General features: G+C 66.3%; 14 protein-coding genes. 7 read left to right on the top strand and 7 right to left on the bottom strand.

Annotation, left to right across the window (positions count from 1 at the left end; all coding sequences use genetic code 11):
- Positions 1 to 96 precede the first annotated feature (96 nt).
- A complete protein-coding gene (locus ABTX60_RS18000; protein WP_352097996.1) occupies positions 97 to 1,572 on the top strand; it encodes a glycoside hydrolase in 1,476 nt (491 codons plus the stop codon).
- A 149-nt stretch (positions 1,573 to 1,721) separates the two neighbouring features.
- Entirely contained in the window at positions 1,722 to 2,741 is a 1,020-nt protein-coding gene (locus tag ABTX60_RS17995; protein ID WP_352097995.1) for an SEC-C domain-containing protein, read from the top strand.
- Between the two features lie 41 nt (positions 2,742 to 2,782).
- Here the strand turns inward: ABTX60_RS17995 and ABTX60_RS17990 are convergent, their stop codons facing one another.
- A complete protein-coding gene (locus ABTX60_RS17990; protein ID WP_352097994.1) occupies positions 2,783 to 3,370 on the bottom strand; it encodes a hypothetical protein in 588 nt (195 codons plus the stop codon).
- Positions 3,371 to 3,845: 475 nt separating this feature from the next.
- Here ABTX60_RS17990 and ABTX60_RS17985 point away from each other — a divergent pair, with 475 nt between their 5' ends.
- Genes ABTX60_RS17985 through ABTX60_RS17975 form a run of 3 tightly spaced genes read left to right on the top strand, consistent with a single transcriptional unit; the run spans position 3,846 to position 9,017 of the window.
- Positions 3,846 to 6,986: a DEAD/DEAH box helicase gene (locus ABTX60_RS17985; protein ID WP_352097993.1), complete on the top strand. Its 3,141-nt coding sequence runs from the start codon at positions 3,846 to 3,848 to the stop codon at positions 6,984 to 6,986.
- A 38-nt stretch (positions 6,987 to 7,024) separates the two neighbouring features.
- Entirely contained in the window at positions 7,025 to 8,008 is a 984-nt protein-coding gene (locus tag ABTX60_RS17980; RefSeq protein ID WP_502992344.1) for an SRA domain-containing endonuclease, read from the top strand.
- 25 nt (positions 8,009 to 8,033) lie between these two features.
- Positions 8,034 to 9,017, top strand: coding sequence for a hypothetical protein (locus ABTX60_RS17975; RefSeq protein WP_352097991.1), 984 nt, complete (start codon positions 8,034 to 8,036; stop codon positions 9,015 to 9,017).
- Positions 9,018 to 9,107: 90 nt separating this feature from the next.
- On the opposite strand, the gene ABTX60_RS17970 is transcribed toward ABTX60_RS17975, so the two are convergent.
- Together ABTX60_RS17970 and ABTX60_RS17965 are read right to left on the bottom strand one after the other, a co-directional pair.
- Positions 9,108 to 9,365 (bottom strand): DUF7848 domain-containing protein, encoded by a 258-nt coding sequence (locus ABTX60_RS17970; RefSeq protein ID WP_502992343.1) that lies wholly within the window; start codon positions 9,363 to 9,365, stop codon positions 9,108 to 9,110.
- Positions 9,366 to 9,761 carry a hypothetical protein gene (locus tag ABTX60_RS17965; protein ID WP_352097989.1) on the bottom strand — a complete coding sequence of 132 codons (396 nt, stop codon included), beginning with the start codon at positions 9,759 to 9,761 and terminating at the stop codon, positions 9,366 to 9,368.
- A gap of 484 nt (positions 9,762 to 10,245) precedes the next feature.
- On the opposite strand from ABTX60_RS17965, the gene ABTX60_RS17960 reads away from it, so the two are divergent.
- Entirely contained in the window at positions 10,246 to 11,001 is a 756-nt protein-coding gene (locus ABTX60_RS17960) for a DUF5919 domain-containing protein (protein ID WP_352097988.1), read from the top strand.
- Positions 10,994 to 11,461 carry an NUDIX domain-containing protein gene (locus tag ABTX60_RS17955; RefSeq protein WP_352097987.1) on the top strand — a complete coding sequence of 156 codons (468 nt, stop codon included), beginning with the start codon at positions 10,994 to 10,996 and terminating at the stop codon, positions 11,459 to 11,461. Before ABTX60_RS17960 ends, ABTX60_RS17955 begins: the two co-directional genes overlap by 8 nt.
- A 548-nt stretch (positions 11,462 to 12,009) precedes the next feature.
- On the opposite strand, the gene ABTX60_RS17950 is transcribed toward ABTX60_RS17955, so the two are convergent.
- The 4 genes from ABTX60_RS17950 to ABTX60_RS17935 all read right to left on the bottom strand — a co-directional run bounded on the left by ABTX60_RS17950 (position 12,010) and on the right by ABTX60_RS17935 (position 16,946).
- Entirely contained in the window at positions 12,010 to 12,378 is a 369-nt protein-coding gene (locus tag ABTX60_RS17950) for a hypothetical protein (protein ID WP_352097986.1), read from the bottom strand.
- 64 nt (positions 12,379 to 12,442) lie between these two features.
- Entirely contained in the window at positions 12,443 to 15,067 is a 2,625-nt protein-coding gene (locus tag ABTX60_RS17945; RefSeq protein ID WP_352097985.1) for a beta-galactosidase, read from the bottom strand.
- Positions 15,064 to 15,969 carry a carbohydrate ABC transporter permease gene (locus ABTX60_RS17940; protein ID WP_352097984.1) on the bottom strand — a complete coding sequence of 302 codons (906 nt, stop codon included), beginning with the start codon at positions 15,967 to 15,969 and terminating at the stop codon, positions 15,064 to 15,066. Before ABTX60_RS17940 ends, ABTX60_RS17945 begins: the two co-directional genes overlap by 4 nt.
- On the bottom strand, positions 15,969 to 16,946 hold the full coding sequence (locus ABTX60_RS17935; RefSeq protein WP_352097983.1) for a carbohydrate ABC transporter permease: 978 nt from the start codon (positions 16,944 to 16,946) through the stop codon (positions 15,969 to 15,971). The genes ABTX60_RS17940 and ABTX60_RS17935 overlap by 1 nt, the downstream gene beginning before the upstream one ends.
- Positions 16,947 to 16,949: the final 3 nt, after the last annotated feature.

Below are 16,949 nucleotides of genomic sequence, written 5' to 3'. Positions count from 1 at the left end.
CGCCACACCCGATGCTTCTCGTCACCAACCACGGGGACACCCTTGTGACGCCGGGCCGGGGACCGGCGTCCGCCCCCTCTCCCTTACGGAGGAGCCGTGATCCGACGCAGAAGTCTGCTGGCCGCAGCAGGTGGAACGTTCCTCGGCAGCGCCCTGGCGACGGGCACCGCGCACGCGGACGCCACGATCGCCGTCAACCCGTCGACGACGTACGGCACCTGGGAGGGCTGGGGCACCTCCCTCGCCTGGTGGGCCAACGTCTTCGGCGCCCGGGACGACTTCGCCGACCTGTTCTTCACCACCAAGTCCGTCACGTACAACGGCCGTTCCCTCCCCGGCCTGGGCCTCAACATCGCCCGCTACAACCTCGGCGCGTGCAGCTGGAACAGCGTCGGCGGCGAGACGATGGTGAAGTCGCCCAACATCCCCGCGTTCAAGCAGATCGAGGGCTTCTGGCAGGACTGGAACAACGAGGACCCCACCTCCTCGGCGTGGAAGTGGACGGCGGACGCCAACCAGCGCGCGATGCTGGTGAAGGCGACGCAGCGGGGCGCGATCACCGAACTGTTCGCCAACTCCCCGATGTGGTGGATGTGCGGCAACCACAACCCCTCGGGTGCGTCCGGCGGCGGCAACAACCTCCAGACCTGGAACTACCGCCAGCACGCGAGCCACTTGGCGGCAACGGCCCTGTACGCGAAGTCGAACTGGGGCGTGAACTTCGCGACGGTCGACCCCTTCAACGAGCCGGCCTCCACCTGGTGGACCGCGACCGGCACCCAGGAGGGCTGCCACATCGACCCGGCGGTCCAGGCGGCCGTCCTCCCGTACATGCGCAGCGAGTTGGACAAACGCGGCCTCACGGGCCTGCGCATCGCCGCGTCGGACGAGACGAACTACGACACGGCCCGCTCCACCTGGTCGTCCTTCAACGCGACGACCAAGGGCCTGGTCTCCCAGGTCAACGTGCACGGCTACCAGGGCTCGGGCGGCCGCCGCGACCTCCTCTACACGGACGTCGTGACCACCTCCCGCAAGAAGCTGTGGAACTCCGAGACGGGCGACAGCGACGGCACGGGCCTGACGATGGCCTCCAACCTCTGCCTCGACTTCCGCTGGCTGCACCCGACGGCCTGGTGCTACTGGCAGGTCATGGACCCGTCCACGGGCTGGGCGATGATCGCCTACGACGCGAACACCCTCCAGCCGACCACCGTCCAGACCAAGCACTACGTGATGGCCCAGTTCAGCCGCCACATCCGCCCCGGCATGACGATCCTGGACACGGGCGTGGACTACGCGGTGGCGGCGTACGACGCGACGGCCCGCCGCCTGGTGATCGTCGCGGTGAACACCTCCACCTCCGCCCAGACACTCACCTTCGACCTCTCCCGCTTCTCGACGGTGACGGGCGGCACCGGGGGCGTGGTCCCGCGCTGGAACACGGTCACGACGGGCGGCGGCGACCTCTACACGGCGCGCTCGGACATCCGCCTGAGCGGCAAGTCGGTAAGCGCACCATTCACGGCAAAATCAGTCCAAACCCTCCAAGTAGACAACGTGACGCTGTAGTCCGGCCGCGGCCCGCCGTGATCCGGCGGCGGCGACGGTTCGGAACGAAGCGTGAAGCCCGGGTGGCGAGCGAGGAGAAGTACGTGGGCCGAGTGGTCTGGCCTGCGCATCTCTCACGCTCGTCACCTCCCGGCAGTACGGTGTCCCCCATGCGCCCCGACACGCCTGCCGAAAACGTCGACCCCACCGCCGAGGCGGCACGCCTGGAGCGGACCGCCGGCCTGTATCCCGAAGACGCCGAGGCCCTGCTGCTGCGGGCGGCGGCCCACCTGGAGCTCTCCGGCGACCGCCCCACCGCGACCACCCTCTACGACCGCCTGCTGTCCTCCCCCGACGGCCTGGAGAACCCCCACCTGGTACGGGCGCTCAAGGCCTCGAATCTCTGGGAGTACGGCCACGAGGCCGAGGCCCGCGCGATCATCGAGGGCGTCCGGGGAGCGTCCCCCAAGGACCCGGCCCCCTGGGTGATCGTCGCGGAGTCCCTGGAATCCCACGACGAACTGGAAGCGGCCCACGAGACGTTCACGGAGGCCGTGCACCGCCTCCTGACGGACGTCGAGGAGCCCCCCTACGCCACCCACCCCCTTCTCTTCGGCCGCCACCGCGTACGGCGCATGCTCGGCAAGTCCCACGACGAGTGGGACGCCCTGGCGGACTCGGTCCACTCCCTGCCGATCACCCTGGACGAACTCCACGACCCCAAGCGCGTGTGGTCCCTGGGCTCGGAGAACCCGGCGGAACTGGAGGCGGAGATCCTCCGCCTCCGAGCGGAACTGGGCGCGTACCGGGAGGCCCTCTCCCGCCCCTTCCCGGTGGCGATCCTGCACTGGCCGGCGAACGAGCTCACGGAACTCCTGGAGGCGTACCCGTCCCTGTCGACGGAGTACCCGTCCCACTCCGACCACCTGGCCTCGATAGAGCAGTCCCTACGCGAACTCTCCACCTCCGGCACCCCGAACCTGGGCATCGTCACGGGCACGGTCCCGTCGTACGAGGCCTTCGCGGCGTCGGAACTCTCGTCCCCGACCGACCCGACCCTCCTCCCCCAGTACGCGACGACACTGGCGGCGAGGGGGCGGGCGGTGGCTTGGCCGCCGCAGCTGGGGGCGGCTTGCTGGTGTGGGTCGGGCCGCTCGTACGGAGAGTGCCACGGCGCCCTCACCGCCTGAAATCTTGCCGGGCCCTCACCACCTGAAATCCCGGCGGGCCCTCACCACCCGAGCTGTGAGTCGCCCAGGACCTCGCTGCCGATCTGCGCGGCGAGCTTCTGGGCGCGGGCCAGGTCACCGAACTTGGTCACGTGCACGAAGACGGTGTGGTGCTCGGCCCGCGGCCCCCACTGGGCGCGATCGCCGTGGAACACGACCTGGACCCCGTCGTACGCCACCGACCCGCAGTGCCCCGCCTCCGGATCGTCCGGCCACACGCCGTGCCAGTCGATGCCGGCCACGCCCTGGCCGAGAGCCGCCACGAAGCGTTCTTCCACACTCCCCCTGGGCACCTCCACCATGACGTCCAGCGGCAGGTGCGGCTCCAGCGCGGTGTCGTCCATAGCCGCGACATCGAGATCGAACCGGAGGCTCTCCCCTGCCGGACCGGTCCGTGCCCCCGCATACTCGAACGTCGCCTCGGGCAGGACCACAGCCATCTGCCGCACATCCGCGACCGTGCGCAGCTCGGCGAAGAACCAGACCTCGTCATCACACTGCGCCAACAGCTCACACAGCCGCTTGGCCTGCGCGTAGGCCAGGGCCGCGTCGGTGGTCCGCAGCACGGGATAGGCCGTGGAATTCCCCATGGCCGAAACACTCACACGCCCTGACAGTCCCCGCCACCACATTTCACGGCCCGCCGCGCCTGGGCCTCCCTCTCTCCCCTCCCTCCCCCCTCACCGCCGACCGGCTCGACGCCGAGGTGCTGCCGCACGCCCGCGCCGCCACGGAGTACCTGGAAAGCCAGCCCAAGGCGCGACCGCCCTGTGGCCCTCACATTCCCCGGGCCGCCCGCTCGCTTCTCTCCCGCGTCGGAGCGCCCCGGGTCAAGGGTGGCCCGCAGGGCCATCGGCGCAGCCGACGCGGAACGCAGCGCAGCGGAGTGGGAGCGCCCTTGAGGCGGGGCGGGGAGGCGCGACACTGGCCAGGAAGCGGGCGGCCTGGCAGCAACCGGAGTTCACCTTTCGGTACGCCTCACAGGTGTCAGTAGTTGCTGTTAGAACTGATCCCTAACGTCACGAGTGATCGTGCGCGTAAAGAGCGAGGGATCAGGGGGCAGTCGTGGCAGAAGCAGGGGGCCAAGCGAGGCCGATCGCGGGTGTCTACGAAAAGCTGATCACTCACGACGTCCACGACGAACTGGAGCACTACAGGGCCGCCGGTTGGAAGGCCGTCGACGCAGAGGTCACTCCAGAGTCCAGCCCTCATGTACTGGCTCGCCACATCGGTGAGGCCGTCAACGAAAGGCTGAGCCAGCTCCGCCCTGAAGATCGAGTCTCGGTTGCGAACCGCATCCTCGAATCGCTGGCTTCCGTTGCCTCCGATCCAAGCGAAGCTGCAAGCCCCATCGTCGACGGTCCTCGACAACTGCTGGCCCTCGCGGAGCAGGAGGCCCCCGGTGTCTACGCCCTTCGCCCCCTCACTCCGTTGTCCGAGACATCACTGATCACGAACTCCCCCGAGGACCTCAGTCTCGGGGCCGAACTCAGGGCGGAACTCGCCACCGCAGACCGCATCGACCTGCTCTGCGCGTTCGTGAAGTGGTACGGCATCCGCGTCCTCGAAAGCTCACTGCGCGCTGCGAAGGAACGCGGCGTGCCGATACGAGTCATCACGACCACGTACATCGGCGCGACCGACCGCCACGCACTCGACCGCCTTGTCCGCGACTTCGGCGCAACCGTCAAGGTCAACTACGAGATCCGGTCCACTCGGCTGCACGCCAAGGCCTGGCTGTTCCGACGGCACACGGGCTTCGACACGGCGTACGTCGGCAGCTCCAACCTCTCGAAGGCCGCACTCCTCGACGGCTTGGAGTGGAACGTACGCCTGTCCTCCGTCGCCACACCGGCCGTGCTGAACAAGTTCGAGGCGACCTTCGACGCCTACTGGAACGACTCCGCGTTCGAGACCTACGACCCCGATCAGCACACCGAGCGCCTGGACCAAGCACTCGCCCAGGCAAGCGGCACTAACTCCACCACTGACCTGAAGATCAACCTCTCTGGGCTGGAGGTACGTCCCTTCCCCTACCAGCAGGACATGCTGGAGCGCCTACGGGTCGAGCGCGAGCTTCGGGGGCGCAGCCGTAATCTGCTGGTCGCTGCCACCGGTACGGGTAAGACCGTCATGGCAGCCCTGGACTACCGGAGTCTGGCCAAGAGCTTCAGCGACCGCCGCCCCAATCTGCTGTTCGTCGCACACCGCAAGGAGATCCTCAAGCAGTCCTTGCGCACGTACCGGGAGGTGCTGGACGACGCCTCGTTCGGCGAGTTGCTGTACGGGGGCGAGGACCCACAAACGTGGGATCACGTCTTTGCCAGCGTCCAGTCACTCAACGTCCAGCGGCTCGAGGCGCTGGCTCCGGACCACTTCGACATCATCGTTATCGATGAGTTCCATCACGCCACGGCCACCACCTATCGCCGCATCATCGACCACTTCAAGCCCAAGCAGTTGCTCGGCCTCACCGCGACCCCTGAGCGGATGGATGGACTCAATGTGCAGGACGAGTACTTCGATGGCCGCATCGCAGCAGAAATGCGCCTCTGGGAGGCTCTTGAGAATGATCTGCTGTGCCCCTTCCACTACTTCGGCATCCCTGATGGCACAGACCTAACGAGTCTTGCCTGGCAGAGGGGCACCTACGCGGAACAAGACCTCGGCAACCTCTACACGGGCAATGAGGCCAGGGCACGCATCGTTGTCAAGCAGATCCGCGACAAGGTGTCCCGTCCTGGAGCCATGCGCGCGCTGGGTTTCTGTGTCAACAAGAAGCATGCCCGCTTCATGGCAGATTTCTTCCAACAGGCCGGATTTCAGGCCACTGCCCTCACCAGCGACTCACCAGCCTCCGTACGAGCCAAGGTGCTCGCTGACCTGCGAGAGGGGAAGCTGCAAGTCATCTTCTCCGTGGACCTATTCAACGAAGGGCTCGACATCCCAGATGTCGACACGCTGCTCCTCCTGCGCCCCACCAACAGTGCCACGGTCTTCCTTCAGCAGCTGGGGCGCGGACTACGCCGTACGGAGACGAAGCCCGTGCTCACTGTCCTCGACTTCATTGGACAGCACCGGGCGGAGTTTCGCTTCGAGGAGCAGTTTCGAGCCTTGACGAACCTCTCGCGGAACCGGCTTGTTGATCACATAGAGCACGACTTTCCGCTTCTGCCATCCGGTTGCCAAATCCTCCTGGAAGACAAAGCCAAGAAGTTGGTGCTAGACAACATCCGCACACAACTGCAGGCTACAGTCAAGACCTTGGTGAGCGAGGTCAAGGCCTACGACACCCCACAGCTGGCCGACTACCTGCGCGAGAGCCGTAGGGAGATCAAGGAGCTGTACAAGAGCGACAACTCCTGGACAGCCGTCCTCCGTAGGGCGGGCCTGATCAAGACAGCGGAGCCTGTCGCCGAATCGGCTCTCCTCAAGCGCGTCCACGCCTTCCTACACGTCGACGACCCCGACCGTGCCCACGCGTACCTGCGCCTCCTCGCTGACGACGCACCGCCCTACAACGACCTTGGCTCCGCTGACCAGGCATACGCCCGCATGCTCTTCTTCAACCTGTGGGACAACGCCGGTGGCTTCACCAGCTTCCAACAGGGCCTGGATGCGCTGCGCGACCAGCCCGTCATCCGCGATGAACTCCGGCAGGTTCTGACCTACGTCATCGATCAGGCGGACCACTTCCCGATTCCTCTGTCTGGAAGCCACAGCCAAGTACCGCTGAAGGTCCACTGCTCCTACAACCGCTCGGAGATACTGGCCGCCCTCGGAGTGGCGCGCTTCGGCGGCCAGATGCCCAGGTCTTTCGCACAGGGTGTCCAGTGGGTGGAGGACATCCAGACAGACGCCCTGCTCATCACCTTGGAGAAGAACGAGAGGGACTTCTCCCCCACCGTCCGGTACAGGGACTACGCGCTGAGCCCGAACCTCTTCCACTGGGAGTCCCAGAACTCCACTGCCGAGAGCGCCCCCACAGGCCTGCGCTACCAACACCACGCTGAGCGAGGCAGTCATGTGTTGCTCTTCATGCGCCGGTACAAGAACACGGACATCGGGAAGTCTCAGCCGTGGATGCTCTTGGGACCGGCTACCTACGAGGACCACACCGGCAGCAAGCCGATGGCGATCACCTGGCGCCTAAAGCATGAGCTGCCAGCGGACGTGTGGACCTACGCAGCCATTGCTTCCAGCTAGGCAAGTCCGTTGTCAGAGCGATCAGTTAACGTCGGGATGTGGACACGACTCCGATCAAACCTGGGCAGCTGACTACCCGAGCCGCCATGCACGAAGCGTTCGGCGGAGGCAGTCAAGGAGGGATCATCACCCCCAAGGACAGCCCAAACATCCTCATCTACGTAGACCATGACAGTGGCAAGAAGTATGGATACGAGGACGGCTGGTTGGAGGAAGCAGACGACCTCGGGCTCATCTTCGAGTACACAGGGCAGGGCACCCGCGGCGACCAGACATTCATTGGGCGGAATGGTTCGCGCAATGCAGCCGTCTTATGCCATGCAGAGAACGGCAAATCACTACGCGTCTTCATGGCGGTAGGGAAGGTTGCCGATCGATCCTCTTCCGCCAAGCAGCAGCGGTACGTGGGCGAGTTCGAATTAGACTCAAGGCTTCCATACACGGTACGCGAAGCCCATGACGAGAAGGGCGAGCGTCGTCGCATCATCGTCTTCCGGTTACGCCCCAAGGGCGCTTACGAACACCTCAGCCAGGATGTCATCACACGCGCAAAAGACACCGATACGCAAAGGGTTTCCGCCACAGTAGTCACCTGCAGGATGGTGGAGCCGACTAGGAAACGAGCCTCAGAGAGTAGGCGGGCCGCCCAACCCAGCCTCATAGCCGACCTGCGTCAATCAACGCTCCGAGAGGAGTATCTCAAGGAGCTCACTCGACGCGAGCACAATGTCTTCGCGTATCAAGTCAAAATCTCGGGCACAACCACCATCCTCAAGACTGACCTCTACGACGCCACCGAGCATGAACTCTATGCGATAAGGGGCTCCAGCAGTCGCGAAGAGGTGCGCACCGCCATAGGTCAACTGAAGGACCTCGTTCGGCACATCGAGCCCCGCAATCCCAAACTGACCCTCTTGCTCCCGGAGAGGCCTCAGGACGACCTTTTGCGCCTTCTCCACATAGAGGGAATTGACATCGTCTACGACAGTGTCGACGGCTACACCAGGCACGAAGCTAAGTAGCAGCCCTCACATCCCTGGAGCGACCATGGCGCAGTCAGCCGAGCACGACTTCCTCTCTCACGCGGCTCTCAAGATCATGGAGAGCGCGTCAAGATCACAGCTCTTCGGCTACACGGAAGGCCAACGCAAGCGTTTCGACTTCTCTTGCGACCTGAAGAAGGACTGGTCGAAGGTAGTCGCCGGCCAGACCCTTTGGAAGCATGGCGGGGATGGAATTGATAAGGACTTGAGGACCCTCCTCCACGAGGAGGACATCGCTGCAGCCGTGTACATAGCCCGCCACGAAAGCCGAAGCCGCGCTCGTTTTGCTGAGGTAACCCAAGACTACCTGAAAACCATGCGAGCAAGTCTGACTCGCTTGCGGGTCTTCTGGGTGCCGACAGACTTCGATGCAGACGACGAGCAGGCACGTGAAGCTGTCTACAACTCCTTACGAGAGGAGATCACGAAGGACCTACTCCTCCAGGTAGCTCTCGGAGGTCTCACTCAGCAAAATGTGACCCAATTCGCGTCGTCAAGGCGCCCTGGGCTGCCGCTGAGGATCCTGTCATACGTAGGAGAGCACGGTTACCGAAACCATCGAAGTGCAGCCAAGGATCTAGCTGTAGATCCAAACGCACTACGGCTAGAGATCGAACGGCTCTCCCTTATCGGATTCCTGGCAAGCGACAGCCTGCAAGGTGGACTTTACGGCGTGACAGACAGCGGAAATGCGATACTAGATGTCTGCTCCCGCCTTCGCGCTTACCTCAACGGAGATCTCGGCGACAACAACGCGAACGCCGACTTCGAGTACATATGCAGCCTCCTGGGCATCGACTACCCGTCCATACCAATAACAACCAGCCTCTTGATCGGCGAAGCTGACATCGACATACAGGTCCCCACAGCACTGCTGCTCCAGCACGTGGCCCAAGCAGATGCGGACGGCTCGGTCAACTGGTCCGATCCATACTTCCGCCTGCCTGCAAGCGCCGATATCGCCGCACCGAACAGCTCTCGGCACTGACTTTCCAGACGTTCCGGGCCAAGCCGGGGGCTGACCGCCATGGCAGATGCTCGAACAGCCCCCAACAGGACCTGGCTGGCTGACCCCGATCTATGGCGCTCGCTGCTCGACTTCGGGGTCAGTCATCACGGCATTGAAGTACTGGAACGCCGACAATTCGTAGCCGGTGTGGTGTGTCAGGCCCGCGTCCTTCAGACACCACACCTGGGCCTCGTCCGATTCCGCGATATCTGCGGAGCGTTGGCCGCACGTGAGGCACTTGCCGAAGTGGCGCACCGCCATGGTCGACGCAATCGTCAGTGTCCATTCCGCGAACCGATACCGACGGCGCGCTCGCGTTGCCCTCATTCATCCGAACGCCCCGGTGGGAGCCTGCGATTCGTCGTCATCGGTGCCGTCATCCCGGTCGCGATCGCCGTCATCGTCGGTGTCTACCAGTTGTGACAAACGGGCCCCTCTGCTGTCGGCGATCCGCAGGACATCGCCAAGGCACTGGGTGGCGGCGCGCAGCGCGTGGCGTACGGCGTACTCCCCGGACTTCGTGTCATCCAAGACAGCTTGAGCACCCTTGAGAACGTGTGCGCCGTCATCCAACTGGTCTGCTTCGATCTCGTCTGCGATGCGCGCTAGTTGGCCGGGAGCGCCGTGGGTGGACAGGAAGCACGGCTTGCCGGTGTCGCTCTCCCACGGCAGCAGTCGCAGCCCAGGGGCGACCGCAGGCACGCTGTCCCGGTCGTAGCTCATCAGGCTGCCACTTCCACGCCGTGGGGCCTGCGTAGGCCGATATCGAGTCCGTACGTAGCGAACACGAGCGTTCGCCGCCGCGCTCTCTGTCGCCGTTCCCGCTCACGGCGCTCGTGGGCGACGAGGTACGGGCGAACTAGGCCGATGTCCTCGCCCCGGAGCGCAGGCATGCGTGCGTGCGGAACGGTAGGCGTGTCGTCCTGAGGTCGCGTCTCGGAGCGTGAGCGAGCCGCTCTGTGACGCCCCGAAGCGCGGAACAGGAACCGCAGGAGCGGTTCCAAGAGGCCGGCGATACCGTGGGCCATGTCATCAACCCTTCTCGTTGGTGGCCACGCCCCCGGACCGTCGCCACGGTCGCGGGGGTCTGCGCGTCATGCGTCCACCACACTTCCGCCCCTGGTGGTGCGTTCCTACTTCGTCCCCTGACCGTTAGGCACGAAGTAGGCCTACCGTGAAAACGTCCCTAGCGTCCTAAGGGGTACTCGTGAACGAAGCGCTACGCCGTGCCATGCTTCAAGCCCGAATGACCGACCGTCAGTTAGCCGAGAAGTGCGGAGTCGACATCAAGACGGTCGGCCGATGGCTCACTCAAGCCGGGCGCATCCCCCATGCCCGGCATCGGTGGGACGTCTGCGAGGCACTCGGGGAGGATGAGGCAGTGTTGTGGCCTGCCGCCGTAAAGAAGGCGATCAAGGTTGGTCCGGACCGTGAAGTGGTGTCCGTATACCCGTACCGGTCCAGTTGTCCGGCCTCGCTGTGGCGATCGTTGATCACAAAAGCCGAGCGAGAGCTGACGTTCGCCGGTTACACCAATTACTTTCTGTGGTTGGAGCAGGCCCGGCTCGGTGCTGCGTTACAGCGCAAGGCTGCTCAGGGATGTCGGGTGCGCTTCTTGCTGGGCGAGCCTGACAGCGAGCTCACGCGGTCCCGGGAGCAGGACGAGGCCGTTGCGCTCACGCTGTCTACGCGAATCCGCGTGACGCTGTCCGAGTTGGAGAAGATCAGAAGTCAGCCGGGCATCGACGCACGGTACAGCGGTGGGCACGCGCACTTGTCCGTCTTCCGCTTCGATGACGACATGATCGTCACTCCTCTGTTGACGCACAGCGTCGGCCACGATGCTCCTACGCTGCATCTGCGTCGTCACCAGGACGACGGCATGTTCGACCGCTTCGCTTCACACGTTGAGGAACTGTGGGCGCGAGGAACTCCGGTATGGGAAGAGGAAGGTAATGAGTAGGCGCGACTACGAGGACGCCCCGGATGCCCCCGCTGCGAACAGCTTGATTCCGGCCGCTTCCGCCGTCGTTGTCGACGACGGCGGACGCATCCTGCTTCAGCGTCGACGCGACAACGGCATGTGGGCGCTCCCTGGGGGCGCGATGAACATCGGTGAGTCATTGCCGGAGTGCGCGATACGAGAGACCCGCGAGGAGACTGGCTTCGATGTCGAGATCATCGGCATCGTCGGGACCTACACGAACCCCCGTCACGTCTTCGCCTACGACGACGGCGAGGTGCGGCAGGAGTTCTCCATCTGCTTCCTCGCTCGTCCCGTGTCCGGGCAGTTGGCAGTGTCCGAGGAGTCCACCGACGTCCGCTGGTTCGATCCCGCAGAAGTCGACAGGCTTCCCATGGTCGCCAGCATCCGCAAGCGCGTGAATGACTGGCGCGACGGCAATATGCCCGCTGCGCGGTGAGCGACTGACATAGACAGGCTGGCCCTCGTTACGCGCGGTGCACGGGGCTTTGATGTGCTGCAGGCCGGCTGGCTGTGCCATCGGCTAGCGGAGAGCGGCCGGGTAAGTCCTCCGCGATGACGGGGAGCGCCTGGTGTCTCCGGCGATGGATTGCTGGTTGGCCAGGAGGTGCTTACGGCCGCCCGGTTTTTCCGAGGTTGGCGGTTCCGGGGCGAGTGTCAAGAGCGCCCTTCGGGCGTCGGCTGGCGCCGATTGCGCTTCGCTTCACTCTTGACACCCGCCCCTCCACCGCGGGGATTTCGCCGACCGGGCGGCCCGGAAGTGGGGCGGCGGGGTCGGTGGGTGGGGGTGCGGATCCGTGGCCGGGCGGCGGTAGGGGGTGGCGGGCCCAGGTAGCGAGAAACAGCGCATCGATGGGTGCGGGCTGTGAAGCGCGGCGAGGTGGCCTGGACGCCTACGATGCCGCGGGCCGTCCAGGGCCGGAGACGTTCACAGTGCGGGTGTGCGACAAGTGCAGCGTCACGGGGCACCCCAACATGCCCGGTCCCCTACTGCTCAGAGCCGCCCCGCTCTGAGCGCAGCCCCCTCTCGAACCGGTACTGCTCCACCAGTTCCTCCCAGTCCTCGGCCTCGCCCTCGCTCACGGAGACGGGGTGCTTTTCGCCCACGAGGGTGCGGACCCGCTCTGCCACCTGCGTGGCCTGGTCGCCGGGCGTATACACGCCCAGGACCAGGGCACAGGAGTCGCCTTCCGCACTGGAGAGCGTGAAGCTCCACGGGACCTCGCACGGCGGGGCGTGGTCGGGGTCCGGGCAGAGGAGGCGTTCGATCGGGGCTTGGAGCGCGAGGGCCTCCTGCGAGTTCGGGTATCCGTGGATCCGGATCTCGTACACGCCTGCTTCGTCTTCCGGTGACACACACCCTCCTGGTGCAACTCAACGGGGACCGACGGTAGGAGGCCACTCGCAGTTGTGCACCCGGTTATTGCCGCCCCTCCGAGTCGGACGACTCCAGCCGCAGCACCCGCAGCTCCGGCGCCTCCGGTCCCGCGGCGCCCCGCACCAGCAGCGTCAGCCCGGACCAGCCCGGTGGAATCCACAGGACATCCGCGTCGCCGCCCGAGAAGTCCGGCCGGTCACCGACCCAGACCCTGCCCACGCACTCCCGGTCCGCCCAGCCGGTCACCCTGATCTGTATGCCGTCCGGGCGCAGCAGGAGGCCGTCGTGGGGCGGGGGCAGGTCGACGTCCAGCCACGCCTCCTCCCCCGGTGCGAGGACCAGCGGCAGCCGGACCTCCTGCCCGGGTGCGGATTCGGTTTCGGTGGCGAAGGCGGTCAACAGGTCGTCGTCCTGCGCGGCGCACGTCCAGTCCGTCACCGGGTCCAAGGTGAGCAGTTCGGCCCGGAGACCGCCGCCGCTGGGGTGGTGCGGCAGCGTGACCGAGATGCGGTGGGTGCCCGCAGGCAGCGAGATCCACGGGTTCTCGGCGTGGACGGTGTGCGGCTCGCCGTCGGTCACGGTGACCCGCACCGGCTCGACCACCCCCTTGAGGTGCAGGGCCGCCGCAGTGGCCGTTCGGATCTCGCGGGTGTAGGTGACGGGGGTGCCGACGCGGGTGCTGCTCCAGCCGCCGAGCTCGCGCAGGGGTGCCAGGCGGCCCGCCCAGTGGCCGTGCACCGACCAGAGCGCCGACACGTCCTCCGTCTCCCGGACAGTCCACACCGTGCCCAGCCCGCGCAGCGCGCCGAGGCGGAGGGCGGGCAGGCGCGCGTCGTCGAAGTTCGCGTGTCCCCAGATCTCCACGACGGCCTCGACGTCGACGGAACCGGTCGCTTCCCGGACGTCGATCCGCCGGGTGGCCCCGAAACCGGCGATCGTAGGCCGCACCCGGCCGGCGACCGACAGATCGACGATGTCCGCCGCCCCGACGAGCAGCAGCTCGTCGACGCCCGTGAGGTCCGCTGTGGTCCGGTAGGTCCCGCGCCCCCGGTACACGCCGAGCGACTCCAGCGTGGGCGGCAGTTCGTGCCGGCCGGCCGGCCGTTCGGGAGCGGTATCCGCTCGGCGCCGCGCGTGCCGCACCGCGACGGGTTCCGATGCGGCGGGCCGTGCGGGTGCCGGTTCGTCGAGACGTACGGTGCCGTCGCGGTCCGTGGCGCGCAGGCGTACGGCGTCTGCCGGGGCCAGCGCTACGAGGGTCAGCCCCGCGGCCGTCGCCCGCTGCGGCGTTCCCGCCTCCGGCGCCGGTATCTCGACCCGCGTGTCCCCGACGACGACGGTGACCGGCACCTTGGAGGAGAACACCAGGACGCCCTCCCCCGCCGCCACCAGGTCCGCGGACGCCAGAGTGAGCGTCCCCTCGTGGCCCCACGCGTTCAAGGGCACGTCCAGCAGCATCAACGAGCACGAGTCCGGCGCCACGGCGACCGGCACCCCGTTCACGACCGCCGTTCCCGCCCCGGCCCCCGTCCCGAGGTGCGGTACGGCGAGGAGCAGGCCCCCTCCGTCCAGCCGCAGGGCCGACGGTGACGAGCTGGTCGGGAAGTCGGTGGTGACCGGCGTGCGCGGGATGGTCGGGGTGGCGAGTGCCAGGCGTGGGCCCAGGGTGTCGATGACCCGGGCGAGGATCTGGGCCTCGGCGTATTCGGGGCGTTCGGTGCCGGTGGAGGAAACATAGCCGCCGAAGTCGTAGCCGTGGCTCATGAGGTTGCCGGGCCTGCCCCAGTTCCCCGCGGACGGGGTGTATCCGAAGTTCCAGCCGGAGGACTGGAGGTAGGGGGCGATCAGCGAGGCGCCGCTGGCCAGGAGCCGGCGCAGGGTGCGGTGGCGGCGGTTGGTCTCGGTGATCAGCAGGGGCAGGTCGCGCTCCGCCAGCAGCTCGGCGTAGTGCCGGACTTCGGGTTCGATGTGCGGGGAGTCGTCGTCGGGGTAGAAGTTGCACGCCGGTACGACACCGGGGACGTCGCCGGTGGCGCCCTCGAGGTCGCCCTGTCCGGAGCAGGCGATCAGCGGCACGGTGATGCCGTGACGGACGGCCTGGTCGCGCAGGGCGGTGAGGTAGCCGGTCCGGGCGTCGCAGTCGAAGAAGTCCAGCTCGTTCTCCAACTGCACCATGATCACGGGACCGTTCGCCGGGTACTGGCGTTCGGCGAGGATCGGCAGCACCTGGTCGAACCAGGCGGTGACCCCGGCGAGGAAGCGCGGTTCGTTCTGACGGACCCGCAGCTCCCGGTCCAGGCCCAGCCAGGCCGGCAGCGCGCCGCCGTCCCACTCGGAGCAGATGTAGGGGCCGGGCCGCGCGATGACGTACAGCCCCTCCTCCTGCGCGAGGTCGAGGAAGGCGGCGACGTCCCGCCTGCCCTCGAAGGACCAGCGCCCGGGGGCCGTCTCGTGGAAGTTCCACGGCAGGTAGACGTCCACGCAGGTGTAACCGGAGGCCCGGATTTGGGCGAGCCGGGCGCGCCACTGTTCCCGGGGGAGGCGGAAGTAGAACAGGGACGCGCACAGCACGAGCTGCGGATTGCCCTCGAATCGGATACCGCGGGCGTCGAGCGCGATGCCCTGGTCGAGTGTGGTGGTGTGGTCGAGTGTGGTCGGGTGGCTCACTTGACTCCCGCGCTTCCGCCGCTGATGTCCATTTCGTACAGGTACTTCTGGCCGAGGTAGTAGACGAGGATCATCGGCAGGGCGAGCAGGATCGAGCCGACCATCACCAGGTTCCAGGGCGGGGCCTGGCCCGCCTGCGAAGTGGCGGTGATGTACTGCACGCCCAGGGCGAGCGGCATCTTGGACTCGTCGTTGAGGTAGATCAGGGGGCCCATGAAGTCGCCCCAGGTGTGGGTGAGCGTGAAGATGCCGATGGCGATCAGGACGGGCCGGAGCATCGGGAACATGATCCGCCGGTAGATGCCGAAGAAGCCCAGGCCGTCCATCATGGCCGCCTCGTCGAGCTCGCTGGGCAGCCGGGAGACGAACTGCCGTACCAGGAAGACGTTGAAGGCGTTGGAGAAGAAGTTCGGCACGATCAGCGGCAGGAAAGTGTTCACCCAGCCCAGGTCCCGGAACAGGATGAACTGGGGGATCATCGTGATCTGCGACGGGATCATCATCGTGGCGATGACGACGAGGAACATCGTGTTCTTGCCCGGCGCCCGCAGCCGGGCGAAGGCGTAGCCGACCAGGCCGCTGGAGAGGATCTGCCCCGCCACCGAGAACAGCGAGATGAGCACCGAGTTGAGCAGGAAGGTGCCCACCGGCAGTTCGGTGGTGAACACCCGGGAGAAATTGTCCCAGTGGAACTCGCGCGGGATGATCGTGAACGCGCCGTTGTTCACGGTGGCGTCGCTGGACAGGGCGATCGAACCGACGAAGACCAGCGGGGTGGTCAGGATCGCCGCCACGATCAGCAGAGTGCCGTAGGTGAAGGGGGTCGCGCGGAACGCCCGTGCGACGGGGGCCCGTCGGTCCTCGTGCCCGTGCTTGCGCACCGGGGTCGCCAGGGTCGACATCACTTCACCTCGGTCTCGTAGAACACCCAGCGCCGGGTGGTGCGGAAGGCGATCACCGTGAACACCAGGATCACCAGGAACAGCAGCCAGGAGATCGCCGAGGCGTAGCCCATGCGGTAGTAGTTGAACGCCTGGTCGAACAGGAGCGGCACCAGGGTCTGGGCCGCGTCGTAGCTCGCGGCGTTCTTGCCCTTCGGGAGAAGGATGTAGATCTGCGAGAAGATCTGGAACGCGTTGATCAGGCCCATGATCAGGTTGAAGAAGATGATGGGCGTCAGATGCGGCAGCGTGATGCTCCAGAACTGCCGCGTCGCGCTGGCGCCGTCGACCTCGGCCGCCTCGTACAGCTCACGCGGGATGCCCTTCATGGCGGCGAGCAGCAGCACGGTCGCGGCGCCCGCACCCCAGGCCGACATCAGGATCAGGGCGGGCTTGGCCCAGGGGCCGTCGAGCAGCCAGTCGGGGCCGGAGACGCCGAACAGGCCGAGGAAGTCGTTGACCGGGCCGTTCGGCGCGAGCACCATGCGGAAGATCATCGCCGTGGCGACCAGCGGGATCAGCGTCGGCAGATAGATCAGGGTGCGGAACAGCTTGCGGGCCCGGATCTGCTTGTTGAGCAGGTTCGCCAGCCACAGCCCGAGCACCAACCCCAGCGGGACCGAGATCGCCGCGTAGTAGATGGTGTTCCACAGGGCCTTCCAGAACACGGGGTCGTCGGTGAGGGCCTTGACGTAGTTCTGGAAGCCGACCCACTTCGGCGGGTTGAAGGAGTCCCAGTCGGTCAGGGAGTAGTAGATCGACGCGATCATCGGCCCGAGCAGGAAGACCAGGAAGCCGATCACCCACGGCGAGATGAACAGGTAGAAGGAGAGCGCCTCACGGCGCCGCCGCTTGGACAGCTTGAGTTTCCCCGGTGACGGGGGCTTCTTCCCGGCCGCCGAGGACGTCTCGGGGGTGGGGGCCGTCGTGGTCGCCATCGC

Source organism: Streptomyces sp. NPDC126510 (assembly GCF_040302345.1).
In the GTDB taxonomy this organism is placed as follows: Bacteria; Actinomycetota; Actinomycetes; order Streptomycetales; family Streptomycetaceae; genus Streptomyces.
The sequence above is the reverse complement of the archived record's forward strand: the minus strand, read 5'-3'. Positions and strand labels throughout refer to the sequence as shown.